Annotated in this window: 12 protein-coding genes; 3 read left to right on the forward strand and 9 right to left on the reverse strand. The window is 68.4% G+C overall.

What is annotated here, in order from left to right:
- Nucleotides 1–118: 118 nt before the first annotated feature.
- The 4 genes from ACMGDM_RS00005 to manD form a co-directional block, all read right to left on the reverse strand.
- The gene (locus ACMGDM_RS00005; protein WP_436802095.1) at nucleotides 119–1,378 is read right to left on the reverse strand and encodes an SGNH/GDSL hydrolase family protein; all 1,260 of its coding nucleotides are present in this window, start codon (nucleotides 1,376–1,378) and stop codon (nucleotides 119–121) included.
- Nucleotides 1,379–1,557: 179 nt separating this feature from the next.
- The gene (locus ACMGDM_RS00010) at nucleotides 1,558–2,874 is read right to left on the reverse strand and encodes an MFS transporter (RefSeq protein WP_436802096.1); all 1,317 of its coding nucleotides are present in this window, start codon (nucleotides 2,872–2,874) and stop codon (nucleotides 1,558–1,560) included.
- Nucleotides 2,871–3,122, reverse strand: coding sequence for a hypothetical protein (locus tag ACMGDM_RS00015; protein ID WP_436802097.1), 252 nt, complete (start codon nucleotides 3,120–3,122; stop codon nucleotides 2,871–2,873). The genes ACMGDM_RS00010 and ACMGDM_RS00015 overlap by 4 nt, the downstream gene beginning before the upstream one ends.
- Before the next feature lie 2 nt (nucleotides 3,123–3,124).
- Nucleotides 3,125–4,336 (reverse strand): D-mannonate dehydratase ManD, encoded by a 1,212-nt coding sequence (gene manD / locus ACMGDM_RS00020; protein WP_436802098.1) that lies wholly within the window; start codon nucleotides 4,334–4,336, stop codon nucleotides 3,125–3,127.
- A gap of 291 nt (nucleotides 4,337–4,627) precedes the next feature.
- Between manD and ACMGDM_RS00025 the strand changes: the two genes are divergently transcribed.
- Nucleotides 4,628–6,706, forward strand: coding sequence for an alpha-glucuronidase family glycosyl hydrolase (locus ACMGDM_RS00025; protein WP_436803593.1), 2,079 nt, complete (start codon nucleotides 4,628–4,630; stop codon nucleotides 6,704–6,706).
- Nucleotides 6,707–6,757: 51 nt separating this feature from the next.
- Entirely contained in the window at nucleotides 6,758–7,852 is a 1,095-nt protein-coding gene (locus ACMGDM_RS00030) for a LacI family DNA-binding transcriptional regulator (RefSeq protein WP_436802099.1), read from the forward strand.
- Between the two features lie 195 nt (nucleotides 7,853–8,047).
- Here the strand turns inward: ACMGDM_RS00030 and ACMGDM_RS00035 are convergent, their stop codons facing one another.
- From ACMGDM_RS00035 to ACMGDM_RS00055, 5 genes are all read right to left on the reverse strand, one after another.
- On the reverse strand, nucleotides 8,048–9,460 hold the full coding sequence (locus ACMGDM_RS00035) for a sugar porter family MFS transporter (protein WP_436803594.1): 1,413 nt from the start codon (nucleotides 9,458–9,460) through the stop codon (nucleotides 8,048–8,050).
- Between the two features lie 39 nt (nucleotides 9,461–9,499).
- Nucleotides 9,500–10,360 (reverse strand): SMP-30/gluconolactonase/LRE family protein, encoded by an 861-nt coding sequence (locus ACMGDM_RS00040; protein WP_436802100.1) that lies wholly within the window; start codon nucleotides 10,358–10,360, stop codon nucleotides 9,500–9,502.
- A gap of 1 nt (nucleotide 10,361) precedes the next feature.
- Complete coding sequence (gene xylB / locus ACMGDM_RS00045; RefSeq protein WP_436802101.1) at nucleotides 10,362–11,114, reverse strand: D-xylose 1-dehydrogenase; 753 nt, start codon at nucleotides 11,112–11,114, stop codon at nucleotides 10,362–10,364.
- A complete protein-coding gene (locus ACMGDM_RS00050) occupies nucleotides 11,111–12,244 on the reverse strand; it encodes a fumarylacetoacetate hydrolase family protein (RefSeq protein WP_436802102.1) in 1,134 nt (377 codons plus the stop codon). The genes xylB and ACMGDM_RS00050 overlap by 4 nt, the downstream gene beginning before the upstream one ends.
- A gap of 103 nt (nucleotides 12,245–12,347) precedes the next feature.
- Nucleotides 12,348–14,402, reverse strand: coding sequence for a putative bifunctional diguanylate cyclase/phosphodiesterase (locus ACMGDM_RS00055; RefSeq protein WP_436802103.1), 2,055 nt, complete (start codon nucleotides 14,400–14,402; stop codon nucleotides 12,348–12,350).
- A gap of 119 nt (nucleotides 14,403–14,521) precedes the next feature.
- Between ACMGDM_RS00055 and ACMGDM_RS00060 the strand changes: the two genes are divergently transcribed.
- Complete coding sequence (locus ACMGDM_RS00060) at nucleotides 14,522–16,321, forward strand: DUF885 domain-containing protein (protein ID WP_436802104.1); 1,800 nt, start codon at nucleotides 14,522–14,524, stop codon at nucleotides 16,319–16,321.

Genomic DNA, 16,321 nt, shown 5'->3' on the forward strand with positions numbered 1-16,321 from the left:
ATGTTTGCGGGATTGTCGAACCACGCCCGGCTGCGCAGCGCCGGCGTCTCATTGCTCTGGGTCATCGGTCGCTCCGGAGGATCACGAGTTTAAGTCAGACAAGTAGAACGGTAGGATGTTACGTCAACGTTGTAGCTGCGACCGGGATCGCCTCGCCGATTACGCGATAGCCGGTCGCATTGGGGTGAAGGCCATCGCCGCTATCGTAACGCGGATCGAGATAGGTCGGCCGTGCGGGGTCGCGCAACAGACGGTCCAGATCAATCACGCTGTCGACGTTGCCAGGCGTGCGGATCCACGCGTTGATCGCCGCTCGATCGGCCTCGGACGCGGCGCCAGGATGATAATAAGCGCTGCCCGCGAAGGGCAGGATCGTCGCAGCATGGACCGCAATGCCGTGCGCGTGCGCGCGGGCGACGATCTGCGCGAAGGCGCCCGTGACGCCCTCGACCAATGCCTGATGTGCCGCCGCGCTGGCCGGCGCGTCGCGGGTGAGCACGCCGATGTCGTTGACGCCCTCAAACAGAATGAGGTGGCGCACGCCCGACTGGCCGAAGACGTCGCGGTCGAGCCGCGCCAGCGCACTCGGCCCCAGACCATCGAGCAGCACGCGGTTGCCGCCGATCCCGGCGTTGAGCACTGCCACGCGCCCGCCGAGCCGGCGCGCCAGCACATCGGTCCAGCGAGTATAGCTGTTGGGTTTCACGCCATAGCCATCGGTGATCGAGTCGCCCAGCGTCACCACCCCACCCGGCGCGGCGCAGCGTTCCACCTCGACCCCGGCGAGCATATACCAGCGATCGACCGTGCGCGCGCCCGTCAACGCGATCGCGCCGGTCCGCTCGCCCGGGACCAGATAGGAGGTCGCGCGGCTGCCGGGATGCGCGGTCTGCCCGTCGGGCTCGTTCGCCAGGTGGAGCGACACCGCAAGATCATCGAAGGCGCGGAGCGGCAGCTCGACCGAGTCGCTGACCCACTCGGCGCCGGCGGGGATCGTGACCGCGGCTCGGCGAGCGAAACGGAGCGGACGAAGCGTGGCAGAATCCAGCGTGCCACCGGTGGCCGCCGCGGCGCGCGCGACACTGGCGGCGTCGATCGTCAGCGGAGCGCGACCAAAGGCATTGGAGAAGCGGATGCGAACTCGTTGGCCGGCGAGGCTCGGGCGGACGATCTGGCGCAGCGTGGCATCGCGCAACGCCCCCGGCTCAAGTTGCGCGTCAGCCGCGGGCGACAGCTGCGACGACGACCATGCCGCCTGCCATGTGCACGTGCGCGTCGCCGCGGTTGCGGGAGCGACCGGGAGCAATGCAGCGACGGCGAGTGCGAGCGGAGCGGCACGACGGGCCGGACGCAGGTGGCGACGATCAGCGACCGGCAACGGCCCTCTCCTCTATCGTGCTGAGGTCCGCACTCTCATCGGCGGTCTCTCACGTCCAAATCTGTTAGCGCTATCAACCTATGGCGAACCGGCTATATCGTCAAGCGGGATACCCAGGCTCTAGGACCATACCGGCGCGAAGCCGCCGAAAGGTGACGTAGCCGGTGAGCCGCCGATGCTCATTCCGATAAGGTCACGGCGCGATAGCGCGGGTTGAGCCAGTGGAAGACGAGAAGCGCCACCAGATAGGCGACGCCACAGGCCACGAAGAACGGCCCGTAGCTGCCCACCGTGTCGAGCAGCACACCGAGCGACTTTGACGCGATGAACCCGCCCACCGCGCCGGCGAAGCCGCCCAGTCCGATCAGCGTGCCCTGCGCATAGCGTGGAAACAGGTCACCCGGCAGCGCGAACAGATTGGTGGAGAAGCCCTGGTGCGCCGCGCACGCCAGACCAATCGCGAGCACCGCCAGCCAGATGCTGCTCGCCTGCGCCGCGAACATGACCGGGAGAGCGAACAGCGCGCAGGCGAACATCGCGCGTTTGCGTGCCCGGCCCGCCTCGACGCCGCGACGCAACAGGTGCGAGGAATACCAGCCACCCGCGATCGCACCGAAGTCGGCCAAGATGTAAATCGCGACGAGCGGCGGCCCGAAGCTCTTCAGATCGTAGCCATATTGTTTGTTGAAGAAGTCCGGCAGCCAGAACAGGAAGGTCCACCAGACCGGATCGATCAGAAAGCGTCCCGCCATATAGGACCAGGCTTCGCGCCGCCGCAGTACGGTGAGGAAGCCCGCACGCCCTGAGTCGATCGCGGGCTCGGCCTCGATCCAGCCGCGCTCCTCCGTGCTGAGCCGCGGGTGGTCGGCGGGCTTGTGATAGAAGCGCCACCAGGCGGCCAGCCAGACGAGATTGAACAGCCCGGTGATGATGAAGGCCCAGCGCCAATCGAGCGCGAGCCCAGCGACGAGAAAGCCGATCAGCAAAGGGGTGACGATCGCGCCGACGTTCGCACCGGCGTTGAAGATGCCGATCGCGAGCGCGCGCTCCTTCTTCGGGAACCATTGCGACGCGGCGGCGAGCGCCGACGGATAGGTCCCGGCCTCGCCGAAGGCGAGCGGAATGCGCGCGATCACGAAGCCGCTGGTCGAGGTGACGAGCGTCTGCGCGAAATGCCCCAGCGTCCAGCTGCTCATCGCGATGAGATAGCCGAGCTTGGGGCCGAGCCGATCGATCAGCCAGCCGAACAGCAGGAAGCCGATGCCGTAGAAGACCTGAAAATAGCCGGTGACGTCGCCGTAGCCGGTGTTGGTCCAGCCATAGAGCGCGGCGAGCTGCGGCTTGAGCACGCCGAGCACCAGCCGATCGATATAGGACAGCACCACGGCGGCGAAGAGCAGCCCGCAGATCAGCCAGCGCACCCGCCCGCGCGGGCGCGCCACCGCGTGGGCGGCGGTGTCGGGCGCCTCGCGCGCGGCATCGGTGAAGTCGCTCATGTCAGAATGATTCCCATTGCGCGCGCGAGCAACTCGCGTTCGGCGATGTTCGTCCGCGACACGCCGTTGGTCATCCCGGCCGTGACGAGCGATTCGCCGCGCCGCGCATATCTCGGCAGATGCTCTCGCGACGACTTGGATCGCGCCCCAAGCCGGGAATGTCGGTCGTGATCGACCTCGCTCCGATACCGCCACGAGCCGCACCAGAAAGAGGCCGCGGTGTGTCGCGCAATGCCGATCGGCCCCACCCTCACCAACTCCACAGCGTCCCGTCCTCGAGCCGGTTCACCGGCAGATAAGCGCGCTTATAGTCGTAGCCGGCGGCCAGCTCCTCGTCGATGTCGACGCCGAGCCCCGGTGCGTCGCCCGGGTGCATCATCCCGTCCTGAAAGCGATAAGCATGCGGGAAGACCGCATCCGTCTCGTCGGTGTGCGGCATATGCTCCTGCACGCCGAAGTTCGGCACAGACAGGCCGAAGTGGAGCGCCGCCGCCATCGTCACCGGCGAGAGGTCGGTCGCGCCGTGACAGCCGGTGCGCACCTGATAGAGGTCCGCCAAGGCGGCGATACGGCGCAAGTGGGTGATGCCGCCGGCATGGACGATCGTGGCGCGAACATAGTCGATCAGCTGCTGCTCGATCAGCGTCTTGCAGTCCCAGATCGAATTGAACACCTCACCCACCGCGATCGGCGTGGTGGTGTGCTGGCGGATGAGGCGAAAGCCTTCCTGCTGCTCCGCCGGGGTGGGGTCCTCGATCCAGAACGGACGATAGGGCTCGAGGTCGCGCCCAAGCCGTCCCGCCTCGATTGGGGTAAGGCGGTGATGAACGTCATGGAGCAGGTGAATGTCCGGCCCGAGCGCCTCGCGCGCCGCCGCGAACAGCTCCGGCACGACACGGAGGTACTTCTCGGTCGACCACACCGCCTCGCTCGGCAGCGCGGCGTCGGCCGGCTCGTAGCGTTGCCCCGGCTTGGCGACGCCATAGGTGGAGGCGAGCCCGGGCACGCCGCATTGCAGCCGGATCGCGCGATAGCCCTCGTCACGATGCGCGAGCGCGACGTTGATCGTGTCGTCGATCGTGGTCCCGTTGGCATGGCAATAGACCAGGCATGCCTCGCGGCTCGCCCCGCCGAGCAACTGATACAGCGGGAGACCAGCGATCTTTCCCTTGATGTCCCACAAGGCCACGTCCACCGCGGCGATAGCGGTCATCGTCACCGGTCCGCGGCGCCAATACGCTCCCTTGTAGAGATACTGCCAGATGTCCTCGATGCGATGCGCGTCGCGCCCGATGAGACAAGGGACGACATGATCGGCGAGATAGCTGGCCACGGCCAGCTCGCGGCCGTTGAGCGTGGCGTCGCCGACGCCGGTGGTGCCATCGTCGCAGAAGATCTTGAGCGTGACGAAATTGCGGCCGGGCGAGGTGATGATGACCCGCGCGTCGGTGATCTTGGGCATAAAGGTAATGAGCTCCTCAGGCGATCCCGGCGGCGACCGGCGGCGTGTCGCGGCGTCGATGCACCATCGGCACCCTGACGCTGGAAGAGTAACGCGACGCATCGATGGAAGATAGCCGATGACCGGCATGCGGACGGATCACGCGAACTCCTCTCCCGCCGGCGCCTCTGCTGTTCGCCACGCGATCGCTTGCCAATATGGCTGATAGCGGTAACATGCCGACAAGAACGCGGCGGTGTCAATGCCGTACGAAGGCAATTGGAGAGGCAGATGACGGGTCGTGGCACGACAATGAGGACGATCGCGGCGGCGATCGCGCTACTGCTCGCCGGCACCGCCCCGGCGCGGGCGGACGATGGCTACCGGTTGTGGCTGCGGGGAGAATCGACGGTCGGTCCGAGTGCCCGCGTCGTCCTGAGAAACGAAACCCCTACCTTTCGCCTCGCCGGCGAGGAGTTGACCCGTGCGCTGCCGGCAGGGGTCGGCGATGTCACACTGGCGCTCGCCACCGATCCCGAGGTCGCCGCGCTGCGGCTCGCCACCGCGTCGCTGGGTGACGAGGGCTATGTCGTCCGTCGCGTCCGGCTCAGCGCGCGCGACACGCTGCTGGTCGCCGGCAACAGCGACCGCGGCGTGCTCTATGGCAGTTTCGCGCTGCTCCGCCACCTCGCCACGGGGGGCAGCGCCGCCACGGTGGCGCTCACTTCGGCGCCGCGGGTCAAGCTGCGCGTGCTCAATCATTGGGACAATCTCGATGGCTCGGTCGAGCGCGGCTATGCCGGCCAGTCGCTATGGGACTGGTGGACCCTCCCCGACTTCAAGGACCCGCGCTACACGGATTATGCGCGCGCCAACGCCTCATTGGGGATCAACGGCACCGTCCTCAACAACGTCAACGCCAAGGCGGACAGCCTGACGCCGCGCTACATCGCCAAGGCCGCCGCGCTGGCGGACGTGTTCCGGCCATGGGGGATCAAGGTCTATCTGTCGGCGCGCTTCTCCGCGCCGATCGAGCTCGGCGGGCTCAAGACCGCAGACCCGCGCGATCCCGCGGTCGCGGCGTGGTGGAAGGCGAAGGCGGACGAGATCTATCGCGCCATTCCCGATTTCGGCGGCTTCCTCGTCAAGGCCAACAGCGAGGGCCAGCCCGGCCCGCGTGACTATGGCGCCAGCCATGCGGACGGCGCCAACATGCTCGCCGCCGCGGTGCGCCCGCACGGCGGCATCGTGATGTGGCGCGCCTTCGTCTACGCCGACACCGATCCCGAGGACCGGGCCAAGCAGGCATATAGCGAGTTCAAGCCGCTCGACGGCACGTTCGCGAACAATGTGCTCGTCCAGGTGAAGAACGGCGCGATCGACTTCCAGCCGCGCGAGCCGTTCCATCCCTTGTTCGGCGCGATGCCCAAGACTCCGCTGCTGCTCGAGTTCCAGATCACCAAAGAGTATCTCGGCTTCGCCACCCACCTCGCCTATCTCGGCCCGCTCTTCACCGAAACGCTCGACGCCCGCACCGGGCGCGGCAGCGAGACGGTGGCGGACGTGGTCGACGGTCAGGCGGAGCGTCATGCGCTGAGTGGCATGGCTGGCGTCGCCAATATCGGCCGCGACCGCGACTGGTCGGGTTCCACCTTCAACCAGGCGAACTGGTACGCTTTCGGCCGGCTCGCCTGGGACCCGACGCTCGACGCCGCCGCGATCGCACGCGAATGGGCGCAACAGACGTTCGGGACCGATCCGCGCGTGGTCGATCCGGTGGTCGGCATGATGATGGCGTCGCGCGAGGCGGCGGTGGACTACACCGGGGCGCTCGGTCTCGCGCATGTGATGGCGACCGGGCATCATTACGGCCCCGGCCCCTGGGTGAGCGACCTCAAGCGGCCGGAATGGAACCCGGTCTATTATCATCGTGCCGATCGTGCCGGCATCGGATTCGACCGCACGCGCACGGGCAGCGACGCGGTGGCACAATATGCCCCCGCCGTCGCCAAGCGCCTTGCCGATCCGGCGACCACGCCCGAGCGCGACCTGCTGTGGTTCCATCACGTCAGCTGGGATCGCCGTCTCGCCTCGGGCCGGACGCTCTGGGAAGAGTTGGTCACGCACTACGACCGTGGCGTCGCGGCGGTCGCCACGATGCGCCAGACTTGGGACGGGCTGCGCGATAAGGTCGACGCGGAGCGCTGGGGCAAGACCGCGACCTATCTCGCGACCCAGCAGCGCGAGGCACGCTGGTGGCGCGATGCCAGCCTCGCTTACTGGATGTCGGTCAACGGCCGCGCGCTGCCGTCCGGCGTGGCCGCCCCCGAGCACGATCTGGCCTGGTACAAGGCGCAACAATTCCCCTATGCGCCCGGCCATCCGGAATGAGCTTGCGGTCTTCCTGTTCGCCACCGTAACGTTCGCGGCGAAAGGACATCGATGAAGGATAGCCGCGGCTCGCGTCGTCAGCGCAACGCCCCCACGATCAGCGACGTCGCGCAGCATGCGGGCGTGTCCCCGATGACGGTGAGCCGCGTCATCAATGCCGAGAGCAATGTGCGCGAGGAGACGCGGCGGCGGGTGCAGGAGGCGATCGCCGCGCTCCATTACGCCCCCTCGGCCGCGGCGCGCACGCTGGCGGGCGGCGAGGAATTCCGCCTCGGCGTGCTTCACACCAACACCAGCCTCTTCTACTTCAGCGAGTTCCTGGTCGGCTGCCTCGATCAGGGCAGCCGCCAGAACTGCACGGTGGTGATCGAGAAGTGCGAGGAAGGCACCGAGCTCGCCGCAATCGAGCATCTGCTGCGCGGGCGTGTCGACGGCGTGCTGCTGCCGCCCCCGCTGGGCGATTCCGCGGTGGCGTTGGAAGCGCTGCGAACGCGCGACGTTCCGGTGGTGGCAGTATCGACCGGGCGCGCGCCGGAATGGGCGCTGTCGGTCAGTATCGACGATCGCAAGGCGGCCTATGAGATGACGCGGCATCTCGGCACGCTGGGACATCGCCGCATCGGCTTCATCACCGGTGCGGCGAACCAGACCGCGAGCGCCGAGCGGCTCGCCGGCTATCGCGACGCGCTCGCCGATATGGCGCTGGCCGCGGATGAGGATCTGGTGGCGGAGGGGTGGTTCACCTATCGCTCCGGGCTCGACGCGGCCGAGCAGTTGCTGGCGCTGCCCGAGGCGCCGAGCGCGATCTTCGCCGCCAACGACGACATGGCCGCCGCGACGGTGGCGATCGCGCATCGCCACGGGCTCGACGTGCCGGGCGATCTCACCGTCTGCGGCTTCGACGATTCCGCGCTCGCGACGACGATCTGGCCTGAGCTGACTACGATCCGCCAGCCGGTCAGCAGCATGGCCCGCACCGCAGTGGACCTGCTCGCGCGCGAGATCCGCGCGCGCAAGACGAGCGACGCGGGGATCGACCACCCTCACCTGCTCGCCGACTATCAATTGATCCGCCGCCAGTCCGACGCGGCTCCGCGGCGGCGGCCGGCAGCCACGCCGCGGCGCGCGCCGGCGGACGCGGTCTAGGCGGGCTGGCGCGCGTCTGCGAGCCGCCGCTCGTTCGCGAGAACCCGTCCCGACTTCGCTGACCTCATCGCGGACCAGGTCCGGGCTGGGGACAAATCATGTCAGTAACGGATGACATGAAAACGGCCGGTCGCCCCCGGGCGACCGGCCGTCCCTGCGACATCGGCCCCGCTCACCAGAGCGGGGCCGCGTTCCTCAGCCCACCATGTCCTCGAGCTCGCGCCCGCGCGTCTCGTGCACCATCGCACGCACGAAGAAGAAGGAGATCGCCGCGAAGAAGGCGTAACCGGTGTAGGTCACCGCCAGCCCCGGCGACACCGCCAGCGCGGGGAAGCTCACCGAGATCACCGCATTGGCGATCCACTGCGCGAAGCCCGACACCGCCAGACCGGAGCCGCGGATCTGGTTGGGGAACATCTCGCCCAGCATGACCCACATCACAGGGCCCCAGCTGGCGTTGAAGAAGATCACATAAAGGTTCGCCGCCACGAGCGCGATCACGCCATTGTTGCCCGGCAGGCTCACCGCCCCGGCTGCATCGGTCACCGCAGTCGAGAACGCCCAGGCCACCACCGCGAGCGTCACCGCCATGCCGGCCGAGCCGACCAGCAGCAGCGGCTTGCGCCCGATCCTGTCGACCGTGAAAATCGTGAACACGCATGCGCCGATCGACAGCACACCCGACAGGATGTTGGTCTGAAGCGCATAGTCCTCGGAAAAGCCGACCGCTTCCCACAACGTCGCGCCGTAATAGAAAACGACGTTGATGCCGACGAGCTGCTGGAACACCGCCAGGCCGATGCCAGCCCAGACGATCGGGCGGACCTTGCCCAAGCTGCGATCGATCAGATCGGACAGCTTGGGGCGATGGTGATCGCTCGCGAGGCTGCCGCGGATCTCGCCGACCTTGCGGTCCGCCTCGGCGCGACCGAACAGCCGGGTGAGCACCGCATGGGCGCGATCCTCATGCCCCTTTGCCACGAGATAGCGCGGACTCTCCGGGATGATCAGCAGCGCGAGCAGATAGACCAGAGCCGGGATCGCCTGGAGCCAGAACATCCAGCGCCAAGCGGAGAAGCCGAGCCAGAAGTCGGCGGTCGAGCCGCCGGCGTAACGGGCGAGCGCGAAATTGGCGACGAAGGCGCCGGTAAGCCCGGTGATGATCATCACCTGCTGCACGCTCGAGAGCCGTCCGCGCACCGCCGCCGGCGTTACCTCGGCGATATAGACGGGCGAGATCACGCTCGCCGCGCCGACGCCGAGACCACCGATGATGCGCGCAAAGATGAAGATCACCGACGTCGAGGCCGCACCCGCCAGCAGCGCGCTGACGAGGAACAGCGCCGCCGACAGCATCATTACGCTGCGACGCCCGATCCGATCGGCCAGACGACCGGCGCCGAACGCACCGATCGACGAGCCGATCAGGATCGCGCCGACGTTGACGCCGATCCCCAGCTTGCCGAGATCGAACGCGCTTTCCAGCCCCTTCTGGGTGCCGTTGATCACGCCCGAGTCATAACCGAACATGAAGCCGCCGATCGTCGCCACCGCGACGATTGCGGCGATGAAGCCCATGTTGACGCGCGATGCGCCGCCCTCATCCACCAATGCCATCGTGACCCGCTCCCACTCGATATCGTTTCTTTATACGGCGGCGTCGGCCACCGCGATGCCCGCGACCCCCGGATCGAATGCGAACAGGTCACCCGCCAGCGGCTGCGCGTCGAGCGCCGCCGCGTCGAGCCCCTTGCGCGCGGTGGTCGCATAAGCGGTGCGCAGACCGCCGCCGCCGAACGCAATCTTGGTGACGTTCGCACAGGGGAAGTCCACCGTCGCGACCAGCGCGCCCGCCGCGTCGTAGCGCCGCACGCCCCAGCCGCCGAACAACCCGACCCACAGACAACCCTCGGCGTCGAGCACCGAACCGTCAGGATAGCCAGCGCCCTCCTCGATCACGATGTGGCGCTCGGGGGTACCAAGCGTGCCGTCGTCGTGAAGCGCGATCCGCCAGATCGTCTTGCCGAGCGTGTCGGTGTGATAGAGCGTGGTCGCGTCCGCGCTGATCGCGGGGCCGTTGGTGATCACCACCGGCGCCACGCCGCTGTCCACGCACGCGCCATCGGCATGGCGATACAAGCGCCCGGTCGCCGCCGCCTCGGCATCGTCCATGCTGCCGAACCACAGCCGCCCGCGCGAGTCGGTCGCGGCGTCGTTGAGCCGATTGCCCGGCAGGTCAGGCTCCGGCGCATGGAACGACGTGAACGCGCCGCTCGCGGGATCGAACCGGTGCAACCCGGTCTTCACGCCTGCGATCAGGTCGCCGCGCGCGCTCGGCAGGATCCAGCCGACCTGATCGGGCGCGGTCCAGCGATCGTGCGCGCCGGTCGCGGGATCGAAGCGATGAACGTGATGCTGCTTGATGTCGACGAACCACAGCGCCCCGCGCGCCCAGACCGGCCCCTCGCCGAGCGTCGCGCCGACCGACAGGACCGAGCGCGGCACCATCTCAGCGCCACCCGGCATCGACGAAATAATCGTGTCCGGTGCACATCCGCGCGTCGTCCGACGCGAGGAACAGCGCCAGCGCGGCGACGTCGGCGGGCTGGATCCGCCCGTCGAGGCACTGTGCGGCGACGATCTCGGCCTCGCCCTCGGGCGTGTACCATTTCTCCTGGCGCGGGGTCTGGACGTTGCCCGGCACGATCGTGGTGACGCGGATGTTGTCGCGTCCGAGGTCGCGCGCCATGCTGCGCGTCATCCCCTCGATCGCGGCCTTGGCGGTCTGGTAGAGCACCAGCTCGGGCAGGCCGAGATGCCAGCTGATCGAGCCGAAGTTGACGATCGCGCCGCCGCCCGCCTGCTTCATGTGCGCCGCCGCGGCCTGCGCGACGAAGAACAAGTGGCGCAGGTTGACCGCCATCCGCTCGTCCCAATAAGCGGGCGTCACCTCGGCGATCGTGTGACGATCGTCGTTGGCGGCATTGTTGATCAGCACGTCGATCCCGCCGAGCGCCGACGCAATGCCGTCGACCATCGCCGGCAGCGCGGCGACGTCGGTGAGGTCGCAAATGCGGAACAGCGGCGCATTGTCGAGCCGCGCCGCGAGCGCCTCGCCTGCCGCGGCGTTGACGTCGACGAAGGCCACCTTGGCGCCCTGGCGCGCGAATGCCTCGACCAGCCCCGCCCCAATCCCGGTCGCGCCGCCGGTGATCAGCACCTTCTTGTTACGCAACGACGGATAGATCGCGCGCTCGCTCACGCGGCGCTCCCCAGCAGGCCGCGCGTGGCGAGATTTTGGATCAGGCTGCCGATGCCGAACTCCCATGGCGCCGCGTCCTTGGAGGTGACGACGCGATTGGTCAGCCGCCCGAGCCGCTCGCTCTCGATCGCCACGCGATCGCCGACCTTGTGGGTGAAGCCGCGGCCGGGATCGTCCCGATCCTGTACCGGCGCGAACAGCGTGCCGAGGAACAGCACGAAGCCGTCGGGATATTGATGCTCGGACAGCGTCTGGCGCACCAGGTCGAGCGGATCGCGGCTGATCTCGGCCATGTTGCTCTTGCCGTCGAGCACATAGCCGTCCTCGCCCTCAATGCGCAGCCGCACCTCGGCGCCGCGCACGTCGTCGATCGTGAAGCCGTCGTCGAACAGGCGCACCAGCGGACCCAGCGAGCAGGATGCGTTATTGTCCTTCGCCTTGCCGAGCAGCAGCGCGGAGCGGCCCTCGAAATCGCGCAGGTTGACGTCGTTTCCGAGCGTCGCGCCGATCGCGGTGCCGCGGCTGTCGACCAGGAGCGCCACCTCAGGCTCGGGGTTGTTCCAGCTTGAGTCGGAGCGGATGCCGATGTCAGCGTCCGGGCCGACGGTGGCGAGCACGGGCGCCTTGGTGAACACTTCCGCGTCCGGTCCGATCGCCACCTCGAGATATTGCGACCACAGTTCGTCCTCGATCAGCGCCGCCTTGAGCGCCGCCGCTTCGGCGGTCCCCGGCACGACCGAGCGGATCGATCCCCCGACGCGCGCCTCGAGCCGCTCACGGATCGCCGCCGCCGCGGACCAGTCGCCGCGCGCGCGCTCCTCGATCACGCGCTCGATCGCGGAGACCGCGAAGGTGACGCCGCATGCCTTGACGCATTGCAGATCGACCGGGCTGATCAGCGTGAGACCGGCAGCGTCGAGCGCGCCAAGCGAACGCCCGCCTCTGCCTGAGAGATCGCCGCTCTCGACGAGCATCGCCATGGTCGGCGCCACTGCCGACATGTCGAACGCCTCTCCCGCAATGACCAGCAGCGGGATCGGTCCTTCGGCGGTGAGCGCGCGACCGATGAAGCGTCCCTGCTCCCAGTCACGCGGCAAAGCCGACGCGGTCGCGTCCTGTTCGAGCGCCATCACCCCTCCTACTTCACCGGCAGTCTTGATAGCGCTAACAGCACGGTTACGAGAGGCGTGTCAAGACGAGCCAAAAGACGCGTCATGCCGCCGTGGCATGACGCTAGTCGATCATTCCCGCATAAGCGACCGACCGCAAGACGCTTTCGACCCGCTCGGGCCGGCCCAGCAGATAGCCTTGCACCTGCGGGAACGACCAGCGACGCAGCAACGCGAGCTGCTCCTCGGTCTCCACGCCCTCGGCAGTGACCGGGACGCCGAGGCTCTCCCCGAGCGCCGCGATGCTGCGCACGATCGAGGCCGACGGCGCATGGGTGAGCATGGCGGAGACGAAGCTGCGGTCCACCTTCAGTTTGTCGAAGCGGAAGTCGCGGAGGTTGCCGAGCGACGAATAGCCTGTCCCGAAATCGTCCATGACGATCCGCGCGCCGCGATCCTGCAGCGTCCGCAGCGCCTCCAGCACCGCGTCGCGGCGATGGCCGAGCAAGGTCGCACTTTCGGTCACCTCAAACTCGAGCCGCTCCGGCGCAATGTCGTGACGCTCGGCAAGCGCGAGCAGTTCGTCCACCAGCTCGGTCCTGCGGAACTGCACCGGCGACAGGTTCAGCGCGAGGATGGTGTGATCCGGCCATTCGCGCGCCGCCGCCATCGCCCGGTCCGCTACCCACAGCCCCATCGCGTCGATCCGTCCGCTCGACTCGGCGAGCGGAATGAACTGGTCCGGCGGCACGTCGCCGAGTTCGGGATGATGCCAGCGCAGCAGCGCCTCGTAGCCGATCACTGCCAAGGTCCGCGCATCCGCCATCGGCTGGAAGACCAGCGACAGCTCGCCGCGTTCGATCGCCCCCTCGAGGTCGCGTGACAGGCGCCAGCGCAGCCGCGTCTCCTCCTTGAGTGCGTCGTCGAAGAAGCGCGCGGTGTGGCGCCCTTCCGACTTGGCGCGGTACATCGCCATGTCCGCGAGGTTGTACAGCTCCTCGCGAGCCTGCTCGCCGCCGGAGAGCGCGACTCCGACGCTCAGCTGCACCGGCACTTCATCCTCGGCGGTGGCGTCACAGGCGCGAAAGATCCGCATCAGCAACGCTTCCGCCGCGCGCGGCTGGTCGGCGGCGACCTGGATGATCGCGAACTCGTCGCCGCCGAGCCGCGCGACCAGGTCGTCGGCGCGGACGCAGCCGGCGAGCAGCTGCGCCGCGCCGATCAGCGCACGATCACCGCCGGCATGGCCGAAGCGATCGTTGACCGATTTGAAATCGTCGAGATCGATCGCGAACACCGCCACCCGCTCGCCACTGCGCGTTGCCCGCGCCAGATCGTGCGTCAGGCGCTCCTCGAAGAGCAGCCGGTTGGGCAGACCGGTGAGCATGTCGTGATGCGCGAGGAATTCGATGCGCTTTTCGGCGCGACGCCGCTGCTCGACCGCGTCGCGATACTCGCTGAGCCCGCGCGCGAGATCGCCGATCTCGTCAGCACGGTCTCGCCCCGCCACGCGGATCTCGGCCGCGCCACTGTTGAACTGACGCAGCTGGTCGGCAATCGCGACGATCGGGTGCAGCACCTGTCGGCGCAGCCACAGGAAGGAAGCCAGCAGCAAGAGCAGCACGCCGAGCACGCCGAACACGATGCGCGAAATGCTGGCATAGAGATCGCGCGAGCTCTGCCGCACCGCGGCGTCGATGCGGTTGACCAGCGTCATCCGCGCGAGCGCGCGCTCCCGCTCGAGCACGCGCAATATGGCGAGGAACTGCGGCATGTCGCGCGCGATCGCACGCGATTGTGTGCGCGCGTCCGCGATGAGCGTCTCGGCCAGGCGCGCGAAATCGCGTGCCGCGCGGTCGCGGGTCGATTGCGTCCGCGGTTCGCCATGAGTGGCACGAAAGGCCGCGAGCGCCTGCTCGACCCGCGCCCATTGCGACCGCGCGATCGCCCGCGGCTGCTCCGCCGCGCGGGTGACCTCGCCGATCGCGAGCCGCAGCTCCTGCTGCGCGCGGTCCTGCGCATCCTCGACGCGCAGCCGTTCGCTTAGCCGCCGCACCGCCTGATTCGCGTGACGCACGTCGCCGGCCACCATCCAGCCCGATGCCAGCAGCAGCAGGAGTACCGCCACGACCGTGGCGAAGGCGGCAATCACACGGGTCGAGATCGAGGTTGGCAGCACGGCTCCTCCGGCGACGAGTGTATTATACGGAAAGGCTTACTTAAAGATGAGCGGCTGCGGCACCCTTGCCTCCGCCGGCCTGCCCCGGCACAGGTCGGCAGTCGAGGGAGAAATCATTGATGAACAGGCGAGATTTCATCGGCGGCGCAACGGCCGGCGCAGCCGTTGCGGCGCTGCCTGCCAGCGCGACGACGGCGCGGAACGGCGACGCCGCACTGCGTGCGATGCTCGACCGCTTCTTCTACGCGCGGCTGGAGGAGAGCCCGGAACAGGCCACGCGGCTGGGGCTCGATACGGGCGCGCGCGCGGCGCTCAAGCGCCGGCTCGACGACGGTTCGGCGGCCGCCGAGGCGCGCGCGCTCGCGCGCGCGAAGCGGGAGCTGGCCGAGCTGCGCCACGTCGATCGCGCCTCACTGTCCGCCGCGGCGCGGCTCGATTATGATGTCGTCGCCTATCAGCTCACCCACGCGATCGCGGGCAGCGAGCGCTTTCGCTACGGCGCGACGATGGGGCGCTTCGCCCCCTACGTGCTGAGCCAGCTCACCGGCGCCTATCGCAATGTGCCCGACTTCCTTGAGTCGCAGCACCGCGTCCGCGATGCCGCCGAAGCCGACGCCTATCTCGCGCGGGTCGAAGCGCTCGCCGGAGCGATCGACGCCGACACCGCGCGGCAGCGCGCTGATGCGGCACGCGGCGTGTTCGCGCCCGATTACATCCTCGACACCACGCTCAAGCAGCTCGCCGCCTTCCGCGACCAGCCCGCTGAACGCACCGTCATCGTGGCCTCGCTCGCCCCCAAGCTGGCCGCGGCCGGCCTGTCTGCCGATCGCGCGGCGCAGGCACGCGCGCTGGTTGAGGGCAAGGTCTTCCCCGCGCTCGACCGCCAACGCGCGCTCGTCACCGAGTTGCGGGCACGCGCGACGCATGACGCCGGCTGCTGGCGGCTGCCCGACGGCGCGGCTTATTACGCCGCCGCGGCCGAGGCGGCGACGACGGTGGCGATGACCGGCGACGAGATCCACCGGCTCGGGCTCGCGCAGGTCGCCGAGATCGGCGCGCAGATCGACACGATCCTCAAGGCACAGGGCATGACTCAGGGCAGCGTCGGCGCGCGGCTCGTCGCGCTCAACCAGCGCCCGGACCAGCTCTATCCCAATACCGATCCGGGCCGCGAGGCGCTGCTCGCGCAGCTCACGCGGCAGATCGCGGCGATGCAGCGGCGGCTGCCCGAGGCGTTCGGGTCACTGCCCAAGGCGCCGGTCGAGGTGCGACGCGTGCCACCGTCGATCCAGGCGGGCGCCCCCGGCGGCTATTACCAGAATGCCTCGCTCGACGGGTCACGCCCCGCAATCTACTATATCAACCTGCGTGACACGTTCGATCGCCCCAAGTTCGGGCTGGCGACTCTGACGCATCACGAGGCGGTGCCCGGCCACCATCTCCAGGTCACGCTGGCGCTGGAGAGCGAGGAGATCCCACTGATCCGTCGTCGCGGCTTCTTCTCCGGCTATTCCGAGGGATGGGCGCTCTACGCCGAGCAGCTAGCGGACGAGATGGGGATGTATGAGGGCGATCCGCTCGGCCAGGTCGGCTATCTCCAGTCGCTGCTGTTCCGTGCCACCCGGCTGGTGGTGGACAGCGGCATGCACGCCAAGCGCTGGAGCCGCGAACAGGCGACCGACTACCTCATCGCCACGACCGGGATTGCGCGCGGACGCAGCCAGGGCGAGATCGACCGCTACACCGTCTGGCCCGGCCAGGCGTGCAGCTACAAGATCGGCCACACCGTCTGGACCCGGCTGCGCGATGAGGCCAAGGCGCGGCCGGGGTTCGATCTGAAGCGGTTCCACGAGGTGCTCAAGCTGGGCGCGATGCCGCTGACGGTGCTCGAGCAGGTGGTACGCGAACGCCTCGTGTAA

The organism is Sphingomonas larreae, assembly GCF_051400595.1.
In the GTDB taxonomy this organism is placed as follows: Bacteria; Pseudomonadota; Alphaproteobacteria; order Sphingomonadales; family Sphingomonadaceae; genus Sphingomonas.